At 41.1% G+C, this 19,975-nt stretch carries 16 protein-coding genes; 12 read left to right on the top strand and 4 right to left on the bottom strand.

Annotated elements, in window-relative coordinates:
* The first annotated feature begins 653 nt into the window (after positions 1-653).
* From B4A24_RS00510 to B4A24_RS00475, 8 genes are all read left to right on the top strand, one after another.
* Positions 654-908: a type II toxin-antitoxin system Phd/YefM family antitoxin gene (locus B4A24_RS00510; protein WP_293941225.1), complete on the top strand. Its 255-nt coding sequence runs from the start codon at positions 654-656 to the stop codon at positions 906-908.
* Positions 811-1,068 carry a Txe/YoeB family addiction module toxin gene (locus tag B4A24_RS23780; protein ID WP_312400042.1) on the top strand — a complete coding sequence of 86 codons (258 nt, stop codon included), beginning with the start codon at positions 811-813 and terminating at the stop codon, positions 1,066-1,068. Before B4A24_RS00510 ends, B4A24_RS23780 begins: the two co-directional genes overlap by 98 nt.
* Positions 1,069-1,763: 695 nt before the next feature.
* A complete protein-coding gene (locus B4A24_RS00500) occupies positions 1,764-2,498 on the top strand; it encodes a hypothetical protein (protein ID WP_293941222.1) in 735 nt (244 codons plus the stop codon).
* Between the two features lie 347 nt (positions 2,499-2,845).
* Positions 2,846-3,277, top strand: a complete 432-nt coding sequence (locus tag B4A24_RS00495; protein ID WP_293941219.1) for a nuclear transport factor 2 family protein — start codon at positions 2,846-2,848, stop codon at positions 3,275-3,277.
* Between the two features lie 455 nt (positions 3,278-3,732).
* Positions 3,733-7,254 (top strand): SusC/RagA family TonB-linked outer membrane protein, encoded by a 3,522-nt coding sequence (locus B4A24_RS00490; protein ID WP_293941216.1) that lies wholly within the window; start codon positions 3,733-3,735, stop codon positions 7,252-7,254.
* 12 nt (positions 7,255-7,266) lie between these two features.
* Entirely contained in the window at positions 7,267-7,392 is a 126-nt protein-coding gene (locus B4A24_RS00485) for a hypothetical protein (RefSeq protein WP_293941213.1), read from the top strand.
* Between the two features lie 174 nt (positions 7,393-7,566).
* Positions 7,567-8,940, top strand: coding sequence for a RagB/SusD family nutrient uptake outer membrane protein (locus B4A24_RS00480; RefSeq protein WP_293941210.1), 1,374 nt, complete (start codon positions 7,567-7,569; stop codon positions 8,938-8,940).
* 455 nt (positions 8,941-9,395) lie between these two features.
* Positions 9,396-10,394: an energy transducer TonB gene (locus B4A24_RS00475; protein WP_293941207.1), complete on the top strand. Its 999-nt coding sequence runs from the start codon at positions 9,396-9,398 to the stop codon at positions 10,392-10,394.
* A gap of 65 nt (positions 10,395-10,459) precedes the next feature.
* Here B4A24_RS00475 and acs read toward each other — a convergent pair whose 3' ends face one another.
* The gene (gene acs / locus B4A24_RS00470; protein WP_293941204.1) at positions 10,460-12,376 is read right to left on the bottom strand and encodes an acetate--CoA ligase; all 1,917 of its coding nucleotides are present in this window, start codon (positions 12,374-12,376) and stop codon (positions 10,460-10,462) included.
* Positions 12,377-12,562: 186 nt separating this feature from the next.
* Here acs and B4A24_RS00465 point away from each other — a divergent pair, with 186 nt between their 5' ends.
* Complete coding sequence (locus B4A24_RS00465) at positions 12,563-13,429, top strand: hypothetical protein (RefSeq protein ID WP_293941202.1); 867 nt, start codon at positions 12,563-12,565, stop codon at positions 13,427-13,429.
* A gap of 111 nt (positions 13,430-13,540) precedes the next feature.
* Here the strand turns inward: B4A24_RS00465 and B4A24_RS00460 are convergent, their stop codons facing one another.
* From B4A24_RS00460 to rsmA, 3 genes are read right to left on the bottom strand one after another with little or no spacing between them, the layout of a single operon-like run.
* Positions 13,541-14,473 (bottom strand): NAD(P)-dependent oxidoreductase, encoded by a 933-nt coding sequence (locus B4A24_RS00460; RefSeq protein ID WP_293941199.1) that lies wholly within the window; start codon positions 14,471-14,473, stop codon positions 13,541-13,543.
* 38 nt (positions 14,474-14,511) lie between these two features.
* Complete coding sequence (locus tag B4A24_RS00455) at positions 14,512-15,696, bottom strand: FAD-dependent monooxygenase (RefSeq protein WP_293941196.1); 1,185 nt, start codon at positions 15,694-15,696, stop codon at positions 14,512-14,514.
* A 1-nt stretch (position 15,697) separates the two neighbouring features.
* Positions 15,698-16,477: a 16S rRNA (adenine(1518)-N(6)/adenine(1519)-N(6))-dimethyltransferase RsmA gene (gene rsmA, locus B4A24_RS00450; protein ID WP_293941193.1), complete on the bottom strand. Its 780-nt coding sequence runs from the start codon at positions 16,475-16,477 to the stop codon at positions 15,698-15,700.
* Positions 16,478-16,652: 175 nt separating this feature from the next.
* Between rsmA and pdxA the strand changes: the two genes are divergently transcribed.
* From pdxA to B4A24_RS00435, 3 genes are all read left to right on the top strand, one after another.
* A complete protein-coding gene (pdxA, locus tag B4A24_RS00445; protein WP_172396359.1) occupies positions 16,653-17,708 on the top strand; it encodes a 4-hydroxythreonine-4-phosphate dehydrogenase PdxA in 1,056 nt (351 codons plus the stop codon).
* A 188-nt stretch (positions 17,709-17,896) separates the two neighbouring features.
* Positions 17,897-19,330, top strand: a complete 1,434-nt coding sequence (locus B4A24_RS00440; protein ID WP_293941189.1) for a CCA tRNA nucleotidyltransferase — start codon at positions 17,897-17,899, stop codon at positions 19,328-19,330.
* A 46-nt stretch (positions 19,331-19,376) separates the two neighbouring features.
* Positions 19,377-19,967: an IS1096 element passenger TnpR family protein gene (locus B4A24_RS00435; RefSeq protein ID WP_293941186.1), complete on the top strand. Its 591-nt coding sequence runs from the start codon at positions 19,377-19,379 to the stop codon at positions 19,965-19,967.
* Positions 19,968-19,975 lie beyond the last annotated feature (8 nt).

Here is a 19,975-nt window from a genome sequence, read left to right as displayed (position 1 = left end):
AATAATCTTATTGAATTATTCCTCTGACACAGTTTACGTTACAGTCTCCCTCAGGAATTAATTAAATTATTGGAATTTTTTAAATATCAACATTATGAAAAATAAAATATTTTTGACAGTGTTTTTGTCTTTTTTTCAATACTTACTCATTACAGCGATCATATTCGCTGGTTTAAATTACTTTTTAAATGGTAGGATTCCTATCTTTATTATTGCTATCAGCTCTTCGTTAATTGGCATATTGGGAGCATGGCTTCATTATCTCTTAACATCAGGTAATGTCAAAAAGCACTTCAAACTAGTACTGTTCTTAATTGCCGTCGAAGCATTTGTGTGTGTAGCCTCCTTGTTCTGTTTCCTAGATAATAATTCCTCTATATATCGCATTGCTTTACAATCTGTTCTTGCTAGTGTGTTTATAGTTTACTGCGCATCTAGAGTGTTGCCTGAAAAATCAAGCTATTGATTAATAAAAAATAACTGTTGCCCTCAAACGAACTATTCTACACAGAAGCTTGATTATGCAAATGGTAGTTATATCCGCATGCAGTAGCAGGCTGAAAAATAGAACTGACGTTATTGTTTCCATCCATAGCCTGACTAAATTCTATTATTTATTAATTGTGCTTTTGCACAAATAAAGGTGCTTTGTTATGTTGATAGCTCGTGTATCAGATTTTAGAAAAGATATAAAACGTTATCTGGATAAGGTTTCTAAAAATTTTGAAACCTTGATTATTAATCGAGGTAAAGACTCTGGTATTGTTGTTATGTCTCTTGAAGAATATAACTCCTTGATGGCAACAGGCCATGAACTATCTTCCCGAAAAAATGAACAGCGTCTTGACGCAGCAATTGAAAAGCTCAAAGTGGGAAAATCATTTGAAAAGCAGTTGCCGGAGGAGTAATATCGCAAGGACCCCATTCGAAGGGTTGGGTAAGCCCGAACCCTTAAAACATAAGTATTCCGGATTCTGGTCACGTCGCATTGATGAAGAACGTAGGCTAATTTATAAGTATGAAGAAAACCAAATTCTAATTGCTAAATGTAGATTTTATTATGACTGATCTATTTTGACGGTGAGAAAAATGACTCGGAGCAAAATTCATTTTAAGTTTTCCACACGATGTTAATAACGATGTGGAAAACGTTGCTTGCTATTGTATGGGGAATGTAAGTTGTGACTGAAGGCCCATTAAACGTACAAAGTAAAGGGAACTTCCTTTTAAAATTTCAATACTTTTTTGTATATTGAACTATAGAAATATTAACCTTCACCCAATGAAGATCAAATTTATACTGGTTTTAGCATTGTCCTTTATCATCTGCTTTTCAATATCATCAGCTGTATACTATTTCTTGGATGACCAATCTTCCATTCGTGATTCCTTGTTTGTGGGTTTTATCTCAAGCACCATCGTGATCACTTTATTTTCTAAGTTCAACATAACCGCTCGACGCACGTAATCATACTTTCCTGATACTAACTCCATACCAACTTATGGCCAACTCCTGACTGTAACCGCTTTGCGTGTACAGTGAGTCCACGTTGAGTCCACCTTTAGCAGTACGGTTACCATGTTGACATGCTTTTAACAATTCACTTGCAGTCAGGAGTTGGTGTGAGTTTGGTCATAACTTATCTTTAAGAAAGTGCCTCCCAAATTGCCAAATTTATAATTGCTGTTCTATCCGAATTTTGAAATTCCTAAAAATCAAATAAATGATTGATACACAGTTATTATGCTAGTATATTTATAGTATGGGAATAAATGATAATGGATATATTCGGGGCCTAGTTGGGCCGCTGGTAAGTAGAAAGGTAGGAACAAAGAACTATATTCAAAGCAGACCGCATCGTGTAAAACAAAATACAGAAACGAAGAATGCGGGGAAAGACTTTGGACAGGCAAGCCGTGCCGCTGCGTCAATTAGGCAAGCGTTCAACTTGGTGCATCAAAAACTGCATGATGTTCAAATGGGCAATCGATTAAACCGACAGGTATATCGGGCCATGAAAACAAATATCAGCGACGATCGGGGGACACTGTGCCTAGACAATTGCGCCCTCGACAGATTGGTGAATTTCCAATTCAATGATAATTGTCACATGCAGGATGCGCTGAACATTGATCCTGCAGTTAAATTGACTGAAGATAACGAGATCGAAGTATCCTTTCCAATATTCGATATCAAGAGAGCATTGCTGCTGCCCAAAGGTTGTAATGCTATTGCCTTTAAGTTTCTTACCTTTTCTTTCGATTTCAAAGAACGGGAGTTCGAAGAAGTAAAAGACGAAGAATGGGAGATCGATATTGTCTACGACCAGGGACCAATTCCGGCCAAAACGATCAGCATTCCATGCAACGAATTTGTTGGTACACCCATCCTGGTTGGATTTGCGATCGTATACCTCCATAAAGATGGACGACGATGCACTGTGCTCAATGAGGTTGACTTTAGCCCTTCATCCATTTTAGCCGCTTTTCAGCTGTGAGTAATTCGGTTTCTCCATTTTTGACCAACTGATTGGGAGATAATTCTTTACTGTTGAGTTGCTCTATACGTTCAGTTATTTCCCATTTACCGCCCCAATCACCCCTTTCACCGACTTTTACCCTATGCTGATCTAAATGTAATAAAATCGCATGCTGCGTTGTCTTACTTTTGAATCAGAATCTTAAAGGAAATGATGCAACAAAATCAATATCCTTGCGACAATTAGAAAAGAGACAAAAAACTAACAATATAAAGTAAAAGAATTATGAAACCATCAAGATTTATAAATCCTAAAAAATTGAATAAATCTGATCGCTTCATCACAACTAAAAACAATTATAAACGATGAAAACTTTAGTAAAGACATTCGCAGCAGCAGCATTGATCGCAGTATCTACTTTTTCAATGGCAGCAACTGATCCCGGAAAAGCATTGAACCTATCCACAGCAGACTTGGCAATAGATAGCTATGTGTCTGTGATGACGGAAGGAGTATCTGGTGGAGTGGAGCAATTATTTACCTCCGACTTTAGCCAAAAGATCCAAGGCCAGAATGGACGTACCAATAAACGTTCGGAAGTGATTTCCTTTTTGAAAAAACAGAAGGGAGAGAAACTCAACTGTAACACAAATACGGAGATTTTAGAGGAATCCGAAAATTATATGGTGGCACGCATTACAATGAAATTCAACGATTTTACCAAAACGGACCTTGTTACCTTGGTAAATGAAGCCGGAAGCTGGAAGATCGCAAGTTCGGTAAACGCATACAAATAGAAACTGTTTAATTAAATTCATATGTTTATTTTAAGCCACGTCGGGATGATGTGGCTTTTTTGTTTGCTTATTAGCATTAGTGACTGGATAAGCTGATTTCTATTAGGTAGATCCTCAGGTAATTGCGGTTATGATCTGACAATGTCTGCGGATTTGCTGCACCATAAGAAAAAATATTTTATAACGAATTTGTATTCAACTTGCTGACATTTAGTTGTTTGTGGTTTATTTAATTGTAAATAGTGAATCTGATGTTGGTATTTTTTCAAAATAAATATCAGTAATGGATAACAAATTAGATTTGAGGACGTTTTATTATCTATAAGTATATGTAACAAAATTGATAGAAACAAAGGGGGACGAATGCTTAGATGTTTCAAATTTGTTAGATGTATTTCAATTTTTGCTTGGAACGTAATTATTTCAATTAGATTCTCATAATAAATATTTAACGTATGATGCACCACCTAAACCATTCTCTTCTCTTAGCCTGCGGTTTTACGCTATTCTGCCATTCTGGGCAAGCTCACTCAATCGAAACCAAGTATCGCACTAATAATGTAGCTGCGCGTACTAAACCGCTTTCTTTCCTTGCGGTTGACACGATCGGAATTAGCGGTAAAGTCACAGATTCATTGGGAACAGCACTTGCGGGAGTGGTTGTCACCGAAAAGAAAACGGGCAATAGCGGATTGTCAGATCAAACTGGAGCGTTCAGGCTTTCAGCAGATCCAAATGGGGTTTTAATCTTTATAAAAACTGGATATGCAATTAAAGAAGTTCCTGTAAACAATCAAAAACTTATCGAAGTCAGCCTGTCAACTGGTACCGCGGAGGTTCAAACGGATTCGACAGCCAATAGCAGAGATTCTTCGTCCACTGTCACCGCTGGTCGGGATAGCACGACAAAGGTTGCTGCCGGCCGGGATAGTAGTACAACTGTTGCTGCTAATCAGGATAGCACTAAAAACGTTACCGGTAATCAGGATAGTGCTGGAACAGTTTCCGTAGGGAAGGGGACAGTGAAAGGAACTGTAACTGGGCCTAAAGGGCCGCTACCAGGCGTTACTGTAGCTGTAGTCGGTGCAAATGTGTCCGCAAGTACGGATGAATCCGGTAAATTTCAAATTGCTGCTGGTCCGAAGAATGAACTAAGGTTCTCTTCCCTTGGTTTTGAACCGATCACGCAGCTTGTTGGAGATCGAAAGGATATCCAGGTTGTACTTAGTAGTGAAACGAAGGTACTGGATTCGGTACAAGTTGTTGCGGTAGGTTATGGTACCATGAATCGCGCTACACTACCCAGTGCGGTATCAAGTATTGGCGCTGCCGAAATCCAAGATGAGGTATTGCCAAGTATTACACAGGCGATACAAGGTAAGGCGGGTGGTGTTCAGGTCACTCAGAAGTCGGGTTCGCCGGGCGGTGGGATCAGTATTCGGGTAAGAGGTACGACATCGATCAATGCCAGCTCGGATCCATTATATGTTGTCGATGGAATTCCGGTCAACAGCACGACCAATTTCACAGGAGGATCTACCTTTGATTTCGGTGGCGGTACGCAAGGTATCAATGTGCTATCCTCGATCAACCCTTCGGATGTCCAATCGATCGAAATATTAAAAGATGCGGCATCCTCATCGATCTATGGCTCAAGAGCTGCAAATGGTGTCGTTTTAATCAGTACCAAAAAAGGTGCGGCTGGAAAAAGTGAGTTCAACTTTAATATGTACGAAGGATTCTCCCAGGTGCCGAAGGAGCGGTATTATGATTTTATGAATACTGAGCAGTATCAGGACTATATGAAAGATTATTACAAAATCCTACAGCAACAGGATCCCAAGGCAGTCATTCCCGAGCAGATATTCTCCAATCCGAATGTCAATACAAACTGGCAGGATGCGATTTTCCGAAATGCAGGGACGAGGAACTACGAGCTTTCATCAAGTGGCGGTGGCGAAAAGACCCAATATTATACCTCCATTGGGTATATGAAACAGGGTGGTGTACTGTTGGGATCCGACTTTAATCGGTTAAGCGGTCGTATAAATCTCAATCATCAACATAATGAGAAACTTAGATTTTCTACGGCGATCAACCTCACCAGAGCTGTTAACCAACGTGTACAGGAAGAAAACTCAAAAGAAGGAGCCACCAAGAGTGGTATATTCTCTCCACCTAATTTAGCGGTATACGATGCGGCTGGCAACTTTGTCTACGATCAGGTAAGAACGACACGTGAAAATCCTGTTGCTATGCTAACGCTCCCGACAAATGAAGCGGAGACTTTTCGTGTATTAGCGAATGCTAGCGCAGAATACAATATATTGCCAGAACTCCTACTAAAGACAAGCTTCGGTACAGATATCAGTTTTATTGATGAAACCTTCTTCATGCCGCCTGTCGGACTTCGCTCTTACGCTAGTCAGGGAGGTATTGGTGCTCGTCGTAATACCCGGGATCAGCTTTGGATCAACGAAACAACCTTAACCTATGACAAGAAATTTGGTGATCATAGCATCAATGTACTAGGGGGATTTTCGGTTCAAGAATCCAGACTTGAGTTTGTGCATGGACAACGTTCAAATTTTCCGAATAACGATATTCCTTATATCACTGCCGGAGGTGTTATTACCGGTGCAAATTCGTATCCAGAAGAATGGGCCATCGCTTCTGGATTTGCCCGGGCAACATACATTTATAAAGATAAATATATCCTCAATGCAAATGTGCGCTCGGATGGCTCATCACGTTTTGGCGCCGACAACCGTTGGGCCGTATTCCCATCATTTGCTGGAGCATGGCGGCTTACAGAGGAAGATTTCTTGAAAGATTCTAAGGTACTCGATGATTTAAAACTTCGCGCGAGCTGGGGGATTACTGGGAATCAGAACATCGGCAACTATGCCAGTCGTTCACTATATTCTAGTGGCTACAACTACATGGGACTCGCGGGGTTTGTGCCCAATGTGTTGGGCGATCGTAATTTAAAATGGGAGACCACCAATCAGTGGAATGTGGGTGTTGATGCTGGCTTTTTGGGGAATAGAATCTCATTGTTAGCTGATTACTACTACAAAAAAACGACAGACTTGTTAATCGGACTGCCTATCCTGACCAGTTCGGGCTATCTCAACCGATTTACAAACTCTGGTGATATAGAAAATAAAGGCTTTGAATTTGAACTAACGTCCAAGAATTTGGTAGGTGAATTCAAGTGGACAACTTCGCTGAACATGACTTTTAATAGAAATAAAGTAGTGGCTTTACCTGAGGGATTGACAGAAATGCGTGGCGGGGTAGGTGATCTGAACCGTGCCATAGTAGGACAGCCGCTTGGGGTATTCTATGGCTGGCAGGCGACAGGTGTCAATCCACAGACCGGGATGATCGATTACCTAGGTGCAGATGGCTCTGCCGTAACACCAACAGACTACAAAGATCAAAGGATGATCGGCGATCCTAATCCATCGTTCTTTGGCGGTATTACCAATAACTTTGCTTATAAGAATTTTGATTTAAGTATTCAGGGGCAATTCACGTATGGGAATGATATCTTCAATTATAACCTGGCATCGGGACTGGAAGGATTCAATCCAAGCTCCAATCAGTTCGTTGACTTTGTGGATAGATGGAGAGCACCTGGCGATATTACGGATGTTCCTAGACCAGCTCCTGGGGATCTTAACAATGGGGCAATATCATCGCGATTTGTCGAAGATGGTTCATTCTTTAGAATTAGAAATATCACGTTTGGCTATACATTGCCTTCCAGTATTGCGGAGAAGATAAAAATGAAAAAGCTCCGTTGGTATGCCACTGTGCAGAATGCATTTGTATTTACAAGCTATAGAGGTTATGACCCAGAGGTGAGTTCAAGCCATGGCGGTGCCAATACGGGGCTTATCTATGGGTATGATTACGGAAGTTATCCACAGCCGCGTATTTTCACGACGGGTGTTAACTTGACGTTCTAAACTGTTCAGGCCATGAAGATAAAGCTCAGCTGCTGCAAGGATTCACCACTGTCTAGGAGTCACCCCATAGCGGTAAGATACGCCTGGCAATATGCACAGGAGGAAAAACTAACCGAGCGTAGCGAGCGCGCTAATTAATTTATAACATATACTCGTAATAATTTGTACGGATGAAACCATCATGATTTATTCAACCGATAGGAAAGAATCCAATCAGAAATATTCGGATGAGCTCTTGAACACCAATTAGAATATAAAATTGGGTGAAAAATAAATTTGATAGCTTCATCACAACTTAAAAAAATTAAACGGATGAAAAAGAATAAAATAGTATTAATTTTTTTGGTGAGCATGATCGCGTCTTTTGCAATATCATGTTCTAAATTTTTAGATCGGGACCCGCTTGGGCAGATTACTCAAGATAAATTTTTCAATTCCGAAACCAATGCTAATGCTGCTGTTTTGGGAATGTACCGGACGATGATGAATTCATTTTCTTTTGGTCAGTCCATCATTGTTGTTCCAGAGTTTTCAGCAGCCCATGTTCGGCATGCTTCCAGTTTCCCTGAATATGAAAACTTTGCAGAGCACAAAATACAGGCGATCAATCCTTGGATAGCCAATATGTGGCAAGCTGTGTATACCACGATAAATGCGGCCAACCAAGTGATTGAGGAAGTCCCAAAAATGACTGAGACGATGATTACTGAAGACAAGAAAAAGATGTTTGTTGGCGAAGCTAAATTTATTCGGGCATTAAACTATTTTTTTCTGGTACGCGCCTTTAATAAAGCTCCGCTAAAACTTTCTTATACCAAGGAAGGGGATAATATTGATATCGCTGAATCTGACAAAACAGCACTTTACACGCAGATTGTTAAGGATCTGACGGATGCTATTGCCGCGCTTCCCAAAGAAAATCCAAACACCGGCGATGCCGCCAAGGGGCGGGCTTCTCATTGGGCAGCGAAGGCGCTGCTGGCAAAGGTGTATCTGTATCAGGCTTCCATTACCAATGACTATAAAAAAGCAGCGGATATGGCGAGCGAAGTGCTGACTGAGGGAGGCTTTAGCTTGGTCACTGAATACAGTACGATCTGGACAACGCAAAATACAAATGAAGCTATTTTCGAAATTCAATTTGACGATCAAGCAACCAATCCACTGGCAGCAGTTGCTAATGATAATCCTAGTGTGCTATTCTTTGCCAAAGATTCGGCAATTCTGGACTTATATGCGGAGCAAGACAAACGAAAGGATTTTACGGTTAAAAAAGGAAGTAATAATAACTATTTCATGGGTAAATTTCCGAATTTCTCGCCAGCGAGTCAAAACCTGACCGTTATCCGGCTTGCAGAGATTTACTTGATCCATGCGGAGGCTAAGGCGCGTGTTGATAATAATGTGAGCACAGCAGCGTACAACTCATTGAAAGCTGTTCAGACGCGCGCTGGTGTCGCCGTTCCGATCGATACATATGCTAATCTGGAGGCCTTCGTTACTGCCGTGCAAGAAGAAAAAGAAAAAGAGCTTATGTTTGAAGGCGAGACCTGGTTTGACTTTAGCCGTACGAAATTAGCCCTTAAAAAATATGAAAATCTGAAAGACGAGAAATTCCTGGTGTATCCTATTCCGTCTGCTCAGATAAGTTTAGGAACTGGCCTTACACAAAACCCGGGATATTGATACAAAGTGTACTCGGTACTCCCGATACTGTTTATTTTAAGCCACGTCGAGATGATGTGGCTTTTTGTTGTTTAACCATAAATAAAATATGGATATTTTTGATAAAAAAAATTTGAGATATTCCCAAACTGGAAACAATATCTTTTGTTGCAGGATGGACTGATTTCCATTTAAATAATGGTCTTCGCTTGGACATATTGACAGATATGAAGGGATTCGAAGCCGTAAATAGACTCAAAGATCGAATTGATATACAGGCATTGGAAGAAATTATCAGGCTTCGAGATGAGGAAAGACTGTAAGGTGTTGACTTATCAACAATGTTATTAACATAATGTGGAAAACCCGGTTTCATTCATTGTAGCGCTAGGGAATGGAATTAATGATTATTTAACCTGTCAATTTATAATTTTACTCAGGTAATTTGTTAAATTACGCCGATATTAATAACGATAATGAAGTATTATTTGCATTTTACGGCGAAATTTGTTTGTTTTCTACTGCTCAATTTTTGCTGCTCAAGCCTTTCGGCACAAGTTACCTTTACGTCCTATCATAAGAAAGATGGGGAAGAAACCAAGCAACAGGACTCAGCCTATTTTATCCGAACAGTTCATCTGGAAGCTCAAGGAAAAGAAAACATTTATCGAATAGAGGAGTATTATTTGCACAATGATTCGTTAAAGCTCAATAGTGTTAGTAAAAATGGACGTCAGCCGTTTAAGTTTCAAGGAAAAAAGTACGAATTTTTTGAAAATGGCACGCTAAAGAGTCTTGAGAATTTCAGTGATAATAGTAAACTGGTAGACTCGGCTTTTTATCTCTATCCGAATAATAAGTTGAAGATGATGGTGTTTTATCCTAGCGAAGTTAAGAAAAAGAAGTTGGTGATAAACAAGCCGGTCTATATCGTGTATTATGACTCTTTGAATAACAAAACGCTGGAAAACGGGACCGGCCACATTCATTTTAGTGTAGACGAAAAAGGAGGTTATGAGGAAGGTAGTATGGTCAACAATTTACGTGAAGGAGAATGGAAAGGAAGAATTGGCCGAGACTCTTTTGTAGAAAGTTATAAGGAGGGGAAATTGCTGTCGGGTACAAAAACAAAAGCAAACGGAACTACTATTCGATATGATTCTACTTCTTATAAAGTAGAACCTGAATATCCAGGAGGAAAGGATCAGCTGATGTTTTTTATCTCGAAAAATTTTGAATATCCAAAACAAGCTTTAATAAATGAAGTGAGCGGTATTTTGGAAATCAGTTTTTTTATTAATCAAGACGGTAAAGTAGAAGATGTTAAAGTGAAGGAGGATTTAGGATTTGGTACCGGTGAGGCTGGTATAAATGTGGTAAAAAAACTTAGGAAATGGAAGCCTGGGATGATACGCGGAGAACCTGTACGGGTGGCTTATACTTTGCCTATCAGGTTAAATACAGTGCGAAGATAATTACAACTTAATAAGATAAGAAAGCCTCCACATGGGAGGCTTTCTTTGTTAAAGATTGTTGCCAATTATTTTTTTAGGCCTTCGGCACCTTGTATGATTCCTTCGACCACAGTTGGATCCTGCAAAGTCGATGTATCTCCTAGATTGCTAATATCGCCTTCGGCAATCTTGCGTAGAATACGGCGCATAATTTTTCCTGAACGTGTCTTTGGTAGATCATTGACAAATTGGATGATATCTGGCTTGGCAATAGGGCCAATAATACGTGATACAGTCTCCATAATGTCTTTTTTAGTGGCTTCTGCATCTGTATGGTGATTGGCGATAACATAAGCGTAGATGCCCTGACCTTTGACCGGGTGTGGATAGCCGACAATAGCTGATTCCACAACGTCTGCATGCATATTGATGGCATTTTCTACCTCCGCAGTACCGATGCGGTGACCAGATACGTTCAATACGTCATCCACACGACCAGTGATTTTGTAATATCCTTCCGGACTACGGTAACAGCCGTCACCGGTAAAATACATGTCCTTATAAGTCGAGAAGTATGTTTGTCTACAGCGGTCATGGTCTCCCCAGGTCGTACGTAGCATACCTGGCCAAGGGAATTTAATACAGAGATTTCCCGTTACATCATTACCTTGGATTTCTTGCCCGTTTTCATCCATCAATGCTGGCTGTATACCTGGCATTGGAAACATGGCATAACTGGCTTTTTCTGGTGTCACACCAGCTAAGGATGTGATCAAATGGCCACCGTTCTCTGTCTGCCAATAGGTATCGACAACCGGACAGTTCTTCTTACCCACCCTCTCATTAAACCAATTCCAGGCTTCTTCATTGATAGGCTCACCCACCGAACCCAATACGCGTAGTGACGAAAGATCGTTTTTATCCACAAACTGATCTCCGAAAGCCATTAACGAACGTAGTGCCGTAGGGGAGGTGTAGATAATATTGACTTTATACTTGTCAACGATATCCCAATAACGGCTGGCATCCGGGAAAGTTGGAATACCTTCAAACATCAGTGAGGTAGCGCCTTGAGACAACGGTCCATAAACAATATAACTATGACCCGTGATCCATCCGATATCTGCCGTACAGAAAAATACATCGTTGGGCTGATATTGGAATGTATTCATAAACGTGTAGCCCGTGTAGACCATATATCCACCACAAGTATGTACCACACCTTTAGGCTTACCGGTGGATCCTGATGTATAGAGAATGAATAAGGTATCCTCTGCATCCATCTCTTCCGCAGGGCAGGCCGGATTTCCCTGAGTCTCGACTTTCTTGATCTCATCTTCCCACCATACATCACGTCCTTTGATCATAGATACTGGCGTGCGTGTCCGTGTTAATACAATGACTTTTTCAACAGTATCACACTGCATCAGCGCATCATCTACAATATTTTTAAGACCAATGGTTTTATTGCCGCGGTAACTGCCATCCGATGTCACGATCAATTTGCATTCGGCATCAACAATACGGTCTGCAATAGAACGAGCGGAGAATCCGCCAAAGACGACCGAGTGGATAGCACCGATACGCGCACAGGCCAATACAGCAATAACCAATTCCGGAACCATCGGCAAGTAAATACATACCCGGTCACCCTTTCTGATATTATTGTTCTTTAATACATTGGCAAATTGCTCTACTTTCTGTAGTAGTTGTTTATAGGAAAGGATGCGGTGTGCTTCATTCGGATCATTGGGCTCCCAGATAATGGCTGGTTTATCACCATTCGCATAGATATGACGATCAAGGCAGTTTTCTGTAATATTTAATTTTGCACCTTCAAACCATTTGATATTAGGTTCCTCAAAGTTCCAGTTCAGCACTTTGTTCCATTTTCTCTTCCAGAAAAAATGATCCGCTATGCTCGCCCAAAACTCCTCTGGTTGTTCTACACTTCGCTTATATTCACTTTGATATTCTTCAAATGATTTTATTTGTAGGCTCATCGTTATTAGGATTAGTATGAATTATTTTAATTTATATTGTTATCGTTGCGAAATCGTTTTTGATCGTTCAATTTCGGTGTACAATTTAGCGGTTTTTGCCCATTTTATCAACAATTAGATGTTTAATATAATGTTAAACTACTTTTCTCTATCAAGATTGTTATATTGCAATACGATTTAACCAAGATGTTGTTTCTAAGAAAGTTGTTCTATATCACGATCTACACAAATCTTTTGATCGCCATGGCGGCCATGGCACAATGTGCACTTACCTACATTATATTTGAACGGCCGATCAATTGGTATATTGTTCTTGTGGAAGGGACTGCTACCTTATTGCTGTATAATTTCAGTCTTTGGTGGTCAAAGCCTAAGAATCCAAAAGAGTCCAAATTCCCCCGTACACGTTGGATATTTAACCATGAATGGGTCATGTGGGTAAATAATAGCATTGCTTTGACCGTGCTTGCTTTTTGCTTATGGCATATTCATCTGTACTCCTTTTTGTTTTTGGGGTTTATAGGTTTGTTGAGCTTGCTATATGGAATGCCCTTATTTACTTTTCATGACCGAAAAGTAGGACTTAGACAGATCCCTGGTGCAAAAATCTTCCATATTGCCTTGGTTTGGGTTTGTAGTAGTGTGGTGCTTCCTTATATCGAGTTGATCAGTGCCGGTGACAAAATAACACAATGGGTATTTATCGCGCTCTGTGGTTTGAAGTTTGTATTTTTGATTATCTGCACGCTACCTTTTGATATTCGTGATATCCAGCAGGATTCTTATTACCACCTGCGTACCCTGCCCAATATGTTGGGCGAACAAAGGGCAAAGAACCTTACCTACACGTTGTTAGTACTGCATTGTCTCCTTGTTCTGATCGTACCCTATATGGTGTATATCAAGATTGGATTGATCTTGACTAATATCCTTATCTTTGCTTTACTAAAACTGGCCGTATTCAGGACAAAAGAGCATTATCATTACGCTTATCTTCTGGATGGTAGCTTGGTATTACAGTTTTTGATCGTTATTCTTGTCGGTATTTTTTAGTGCCGAGATGTTTGCTTATACAAATTGGCACCTCAATAGACCCGTCTGCATTTCACTTTAGTACTGATTACCGGATCCCCTGGCAAGAAGATAATAGATTCTTGTAGGAAATTAGGATGCTAAAAATGCAATGATCTTATCTGCGGCAACTTCCGACAACTTATAATAACTCTCAAATGTCCAGCCGGCCACATGGGGCGACAAAATCACATTGTCCCTGCTGATAAGGTCTGGATACCAAGTCTGTTCGGCAAGTTTGGGGAACTTTTCAACAGGAAGCACATCGAAGGCTGCACCGAGAATGGCCCCCTCGTCAAGCGCGTTTAATACAGCGGGTACCTGGACAATACCGCCGCGCGCGCCAAGTAGAAAGAAAATAGGCTTTACAAATTTGGACAGATAGTCTCGGTCGATCATACCACGTGTCTCGTCAGTCAAAGGAATATGGAAACTGATCACATCCGCTTCTTGGTAGATTTTTTCTATGCTGGCCTCTATGGCGTACTGGTCGGTATAATCCGTCCGATATTTGTCATAGGCAAGGACTTTTACATCAAAACCGGACAGCTTTTTGGCCATCGCCATACCATTATGACCATAGCCTACCAGACCAACTGTACGGCCTTTAAGTTCGTATCCACGGTTGGCCTCACGTAACCATTGGCCAGACCTCACTTGTTGATCGCTACGGTTAAGGTTATTCATCAGACTTAATAACATCCCGATCATATGTTCGCCTACTGCATCTCGGTTTCCCTCATTGGCAGGAATTAACGTAACTTTCCGCTGCAGTGCAATCGCGTCGTCAATATTATCCATTCCGGCCCCTGCCCGGGCAATAAAACGTAGGTTGGGTGCTAGATCGAAAAAAGCTTGATCAACCTGAAATTTGGAACGAATGACCAAACCCGAATACATGGATATAATTTTTTCGGTTTCCTCCCGGCTAATATGCGGTTGATAGTTATAAGCGATGCCTGCCTGATCAAATTTCTCAAGCATGACCTCGTGAATGTCGTCGACGATCAAAATGTTAGTTTTCATCCAATATTTTAGTTGTTGATGAGAACACGGGAAATGATTCAGATCCCGGGTTCATCGTTACGATTGATTTGCATAAAGTCCATGGACAATAATTTGTTTAACTGCTGCTGCTTGAGCCTGTCGGGCATTATTTTCATCAAAAAATTGCGTGTGCCTATCAGAAGGGAATTTTCCCATTGGGCAATCTTTCCGATTTTCCAGGAGGTATTGCAGATATAGTTTACCCGTTCCAATCGGCGTTTTTGGAATCCTTGGAAAGCTGACGTAATGGATGCTGCTGTTCGCAGTTCGTCAAGTAGCACAGCAACATCTTCGATTGCCTGACAGGCACCTTGTCCCAAATTGGGGGTTGTGGCGTGACCAGCATCTCCCAGCAAGAGGATCGGGCCAAAAGCAAGTTGTTGTAACGGCGCAATATCGATAATGTCATTCCAGATGAGCTCAGAATTTTTAGTTTCCGATAACATAGTTGGGATCGGGGCGTGGTAATCCTTGAAATTCTCCAATAATTCTGCCGTGGTCCAGTTTTTCAATGTTGGATTTTGTTGCCGACTATTGATACAGGCGTACCAATAGATACGGTTGCCGACAAGGGGAGTCATCCCAAACCTGCCTTTCGCCCCCCAAGTTTCGGTACTTTTTTTGAGCTGAATGCTACTGTTATCTATTGTCGCCCGCCAGCAGGTGTAGCCCGAATAACGGGGGCTTGATGTAGGGATCAGCTGCTGACGTAAAACGGAATGCACACCGTCGGCAACAAGTAATGCGTCACCTACAACTTGGCTTCCATCGGTAAAGTGCACACGGGTCTGTTCCCCCAGCCGTTCAAAGGAAGCCGCACGTTTGCCAAGATGAATTGTATGATCGGAAATTTTTGATAAAAGAAATCGATGCAGGTCCGCACGGTGGATAGCAAAATTATCCTGTTTATATTTCTGGCTGATTGATCGGGTATTCGGTTCCACCAAAATATTCCCTTTTTCATCCAGAACATTATAAGAGTCAAGATAGTGTCCTAGTGGTACGATTTCATCTTTTAACCCGAGCTGTTCTAAAGCCTGCATGGCGTTGGCCGCAAGTCCAAACCCAGCCCCAATGCCTTTGAGCTCCGCCGCGCTTTCATAGACATGTGCTTCAATGCCCAATTTTGCGAGTCCTATTGCAGCACATAATCCTGCGATGCCGCCGCCAATGATGATGAATGTACTGTCTGTGGCATGCATATTAGAGGCTGTTTACGATTTCGTTGGTCAGACTGACAAAATCATCTACGGTGAGCCGTTCAGCTCGTAGCTCATAAAGCGGATTGTCCGACATTTTATCTTTTGGGACAACACCCGAAAGGGAGTTGCGCAAGGTTTTTCGACGCTGATTGAAGCCCGCTTTCACGACCCGCCAAAACAGCTTCTCATCGCAAGCTAATTGTTCGCGGTCATTTCGGGTCATGCGAATGACACCCGACAACACTTTGGGCGGTGGATTAAATGCGCCTGCCTTTACCGTAAAGAGATATTCTACTTTATAGTAGGCTTGTAAAAATACACTCAGGATGCCATACTCTTTGCTGCCAGCTTTCGCTGTGCAACGTTCGGCCACCTCCTTTTGAAACATGCCCGTCATCTGAACGACACGCTGGCGTTCATCCAGGATCTTGAAAAGGATCTGAGAAGAAATATTATAGGGAAAATTGCCGATGACAGCCATCTTTTCACCGAAATACTGTGAAAAGTCCAGGTTTAGAAAATCGCCATGGATTAATCTTTTACCCAATTGTGGGTATTTGTCATCCAGGTAGGCAATGGATTCGTCATCAACATCGATCAAATAGGTCTCATATTCTTCTTTCTGCAAAAGAAAGTCCGAAAGGACCCCCATTCCCGGACCGACTTCGAGTACCTCGCTAAAACCCAATTTAGGATCTAATGCTTCTACAATACGTTGTGCGGCATTCTTATCGTTTAAGAAATGCTGTCCTAAATGTTTTTTTGCTCTAACTGTACTCATGATGCAAAATTAGAAATTTAAAAGCTTTATAAAGTAAAAAGTCAAAAGTAAAAATTCAAAAGTGCAGACAGTTTTTAAGCCAGGGGTTTGTTCAGCCAAAATCTCAATACGCATATCTAACTACTCAATACTAAAAAAAAATCCCTATTTTTGATTCAAAGCATTTAAAAATAGAATGAGTGATAAACTAAAAATCGGAATTACCGTAGGGGATATTAACGGCATTGGACTTGAAGTAATTATAAAGTCACTGGTAGATCAACGTATGTGCGATTTTTTCACGCCAATTGTTTATGGAAATACAAAAGTTGCCTCTTTTCACCGAAAAGCGGTAGGAATAAACGATTTTAGTTTTAATGTAATCAATGATGCTGAACAAGCCCATCCCAAGCGGGCGAATATGATTAACTGCTGGCAGGAAGACGTCAAGATCACGTTGGGTGAGGAAAATGAGGTTGGCGGTAAGTACGCTTTCTTGTCGCTGGAAAGAGCGATCGAGGATTTGAAGTCCGGCAAAATTGATGCATTGGTGACTGCACCGATCAACAAACACAATATTCAGCAGGAAGGATTTCAATTTCCGGGTCATACCGAATATTTGCAGGCCAAAGTTGAAGCTGACGATGTGTTGATGTTTATGGTCTGTGATGAGCTGCGCATCGGTGTGGTGACTGGTCATATTCCTTTGCATGATGTAGCTGCGAATATTACCGAAGAGGCAATTTTGAAAAAGCTCGTTCTGATGAATGAATCTTTGAAAAAGGATTTCTGGGTAGAGAAACCCAAAATAGCTGTTTTGGGACTTAATCCACATGCTGGAGATCATGGTATTATCGGGACTGAAGACGACCAGATTATTCGACCAACGGTTGAAAAAGCCAATGAACAGGGAATTTTCTGTTTTGGACCTTATCCGGCCGATGGTTTCTTCGCAAAAGGAGCTTACGAAAAATTTGATGCTGTATTGGCGATGTATCACGATCAAGGACTGATTCCATTTAAGCATATCGCAAAAGGGGCTGGTGTAAATTATACTGCGGGTTTGCCTATTGTTCGTACTTCACCAGATCACGGTACAGGTTACGATATCGCGGGCAAAAATCTAGCGTCGCCAGACTCATTTATGGAAGCAATTTTTACCGCAGTTCATATTGTAAAACGTCGCCGGGAACAGGCTGAATTACTAAAGAATCCATTGGCATTCCGCAAACTGTCCAAAGATCGGGATTAGACGAAGGGTGATTGATACATATTTTTTAAGTTCATGCTTTTATCGTGCGATTATATGATCCAGTGATCAGGGCTCTGAACTTTAAAAGGGGGAAATGATTATCAATCTCAATTCTCAATAGCTATACCCAATACTAAAAAAATTGCTACTTTTGCAAAATGTTTGGTTTTTTACCACACGTTCTAACTATGCACGATAATTTACAACATCCAATATTTTCTATCATCAAAGAGCTCGCCGAGCAGACAAATACCGAGTGTTATGTCATCGGAGGGTATGTACGCGACTATATGATGAAGCGTCCATTCAAGAATGACGTGGATATTGTTGTGGTGGGAAGTGGTATTGACTTTGCAACATTGCTGGGTGAAAAGCTGCATACGAAAGTTGCGGTCTATAAAAATTTTGGAACGGCAATGCTTGTTTTTGAAGGCTTGAATGTGGAGTTTGTAGGGGCAAGAAGGGAATCTTACCGGGCCAATTCCCGAAAGCCGATCGTAGAGGATGGCACGTTGGCCGATGATCAAAATCGCCGTGATTTCACGATCAATGCCATGGCTTTTTCATTAAATAAGGCTGATTATGGTACTTTGGTAGACCCATTTAATGGTGTGGAGGATCTTGAACACCGCATGATCCGGACCCCGCTCGATCCCATAGAAACTTTTTCGGATGACCCCTTGCGGATGATGCGTGCGATCCGTTTTGCGACTCAGCTAAATTTTAAGATAGATATTGAGGCCATTAAAGCGATCACGGAGACGAAAGAACGCATCAAGATCATTTCCAAGGAACGGATTATTGACGAAATCAATAAAATTATTCTCTCCTCCAAACCCTCTGTGGGCTTTAAATACCTTTTTGATACTGGTTTATTAGCGCTGATCTTTCCCGCAATGTACAACTTACATGGGGTTGATATTATTGACGGAAAGGGGCATAAAGATAATTTTTACCATACATTGGAGGTCTTGGATAATGTGTGCGAATTGTCGGAGGATCTCTGGTTGCGCTGGGCAGCTATTATGCACGATATTGCCAAACCGGCAACAAAGCGTTTCGATAAGAAATTGGGCTGGACCTTTCACGGACATGAAGACCGCGGTGCACGCATGGTACCCAAACTTTTTGCTGAACTGAAATTGCCGTTGAATGAAAAGATGAAGTTTGTACAGAAACTTGTACAATTGCATCTTCGCCCGATTGTCCTTGCGCAGGATATTGTGACAGATTCCGCTGTAAGGCGCTTATTGTTTGAGGCAGATGATGATATCGATGCCCTGATGATGTTGTGTCATGCAGACGTGACAACTAAGAATGAATTTAAAAAGAAAAAATACCGTCAGAATTTTGAACTTGTCAAGCAGAAGCTAAAGGATGTGGAAGAACGTGACAAGATTCGAAACTGGCAGCCGCCGATTAGCGGTGAAGATATTATGACGCTTTTTGGATTAACTCCCGGCCGCGTTGTTGGACAGTTGAAAAATCTGATCCGTGAGGCTATTTTGGAAGGCGAGATTCCCAATTCCCGAATCGAAGCGTATCAATATTTGATCAAAAAGGCCGGAGATATGGGCTTAGAGGTCAAACAAGAAATCCCGTTGGAAATTTCCAATTCTTAAAATATAGTATTAATTTTAAACTGCTAAAAAGAAGGATACATAAAAGATGGCAATTTATAGATTTAGAGTTACTTTTGAAGATTACGAAGATGTATATCGTGAAATTGATATGCCTTCCAAAAGTACATTTTTAGACATGCATGAGGAAATCCACAAAACAACAGGCTACGCGGCTGATGCTTCTTCCTCCTTTTACGTCAGCAATGACCAATGGAAAAAAGGGACAGAAATTGCATTTAAACCCACGCAGCGTAAAAAAGATGCTGAGGTCTTATTAATGGAGAATATTCGCCTGAGCAAGTTTATTGATGACCCGCACCAAAAGTTTTATTACGTCTATAATTTTGACCGTCCTTATGATTTTCAGGTAGAGCTGATCAAAATCTTGAAAGAAGAAGCCGGTAAAGATTACCCGGCTTTATTCAAGTCTGTTGGTCAGGTACCTAAAACCATGACTGCCGCTAATTTCCCTGTAGCTGATGCTGTTGAGGAAGATGAGTATGTTGAGGAAGATGAAACACAATATGGTGTGGATGACGAAGATGAATTGGATGGCTTTGACAGCGAAGATGAAGATGAAGAGGGAGAAGGCGAGGAGGAACGTGAAGAATCTACTGGCTACGAAGACGAATATTAATAGAAAAT

The organism is Sphingobacterium sp. UBA7249 (assembly GCF_002472835.1).
GTDB lineage: Bacteria > Bacteroidota > Bacteroidia > Sphingobacteriales > Sphingobacteriaceae > Sphingobacterium > Sphingobacterium prati.
This window is presented reverse-complemented; position numbering and strand designations above follow the sequence as displayed.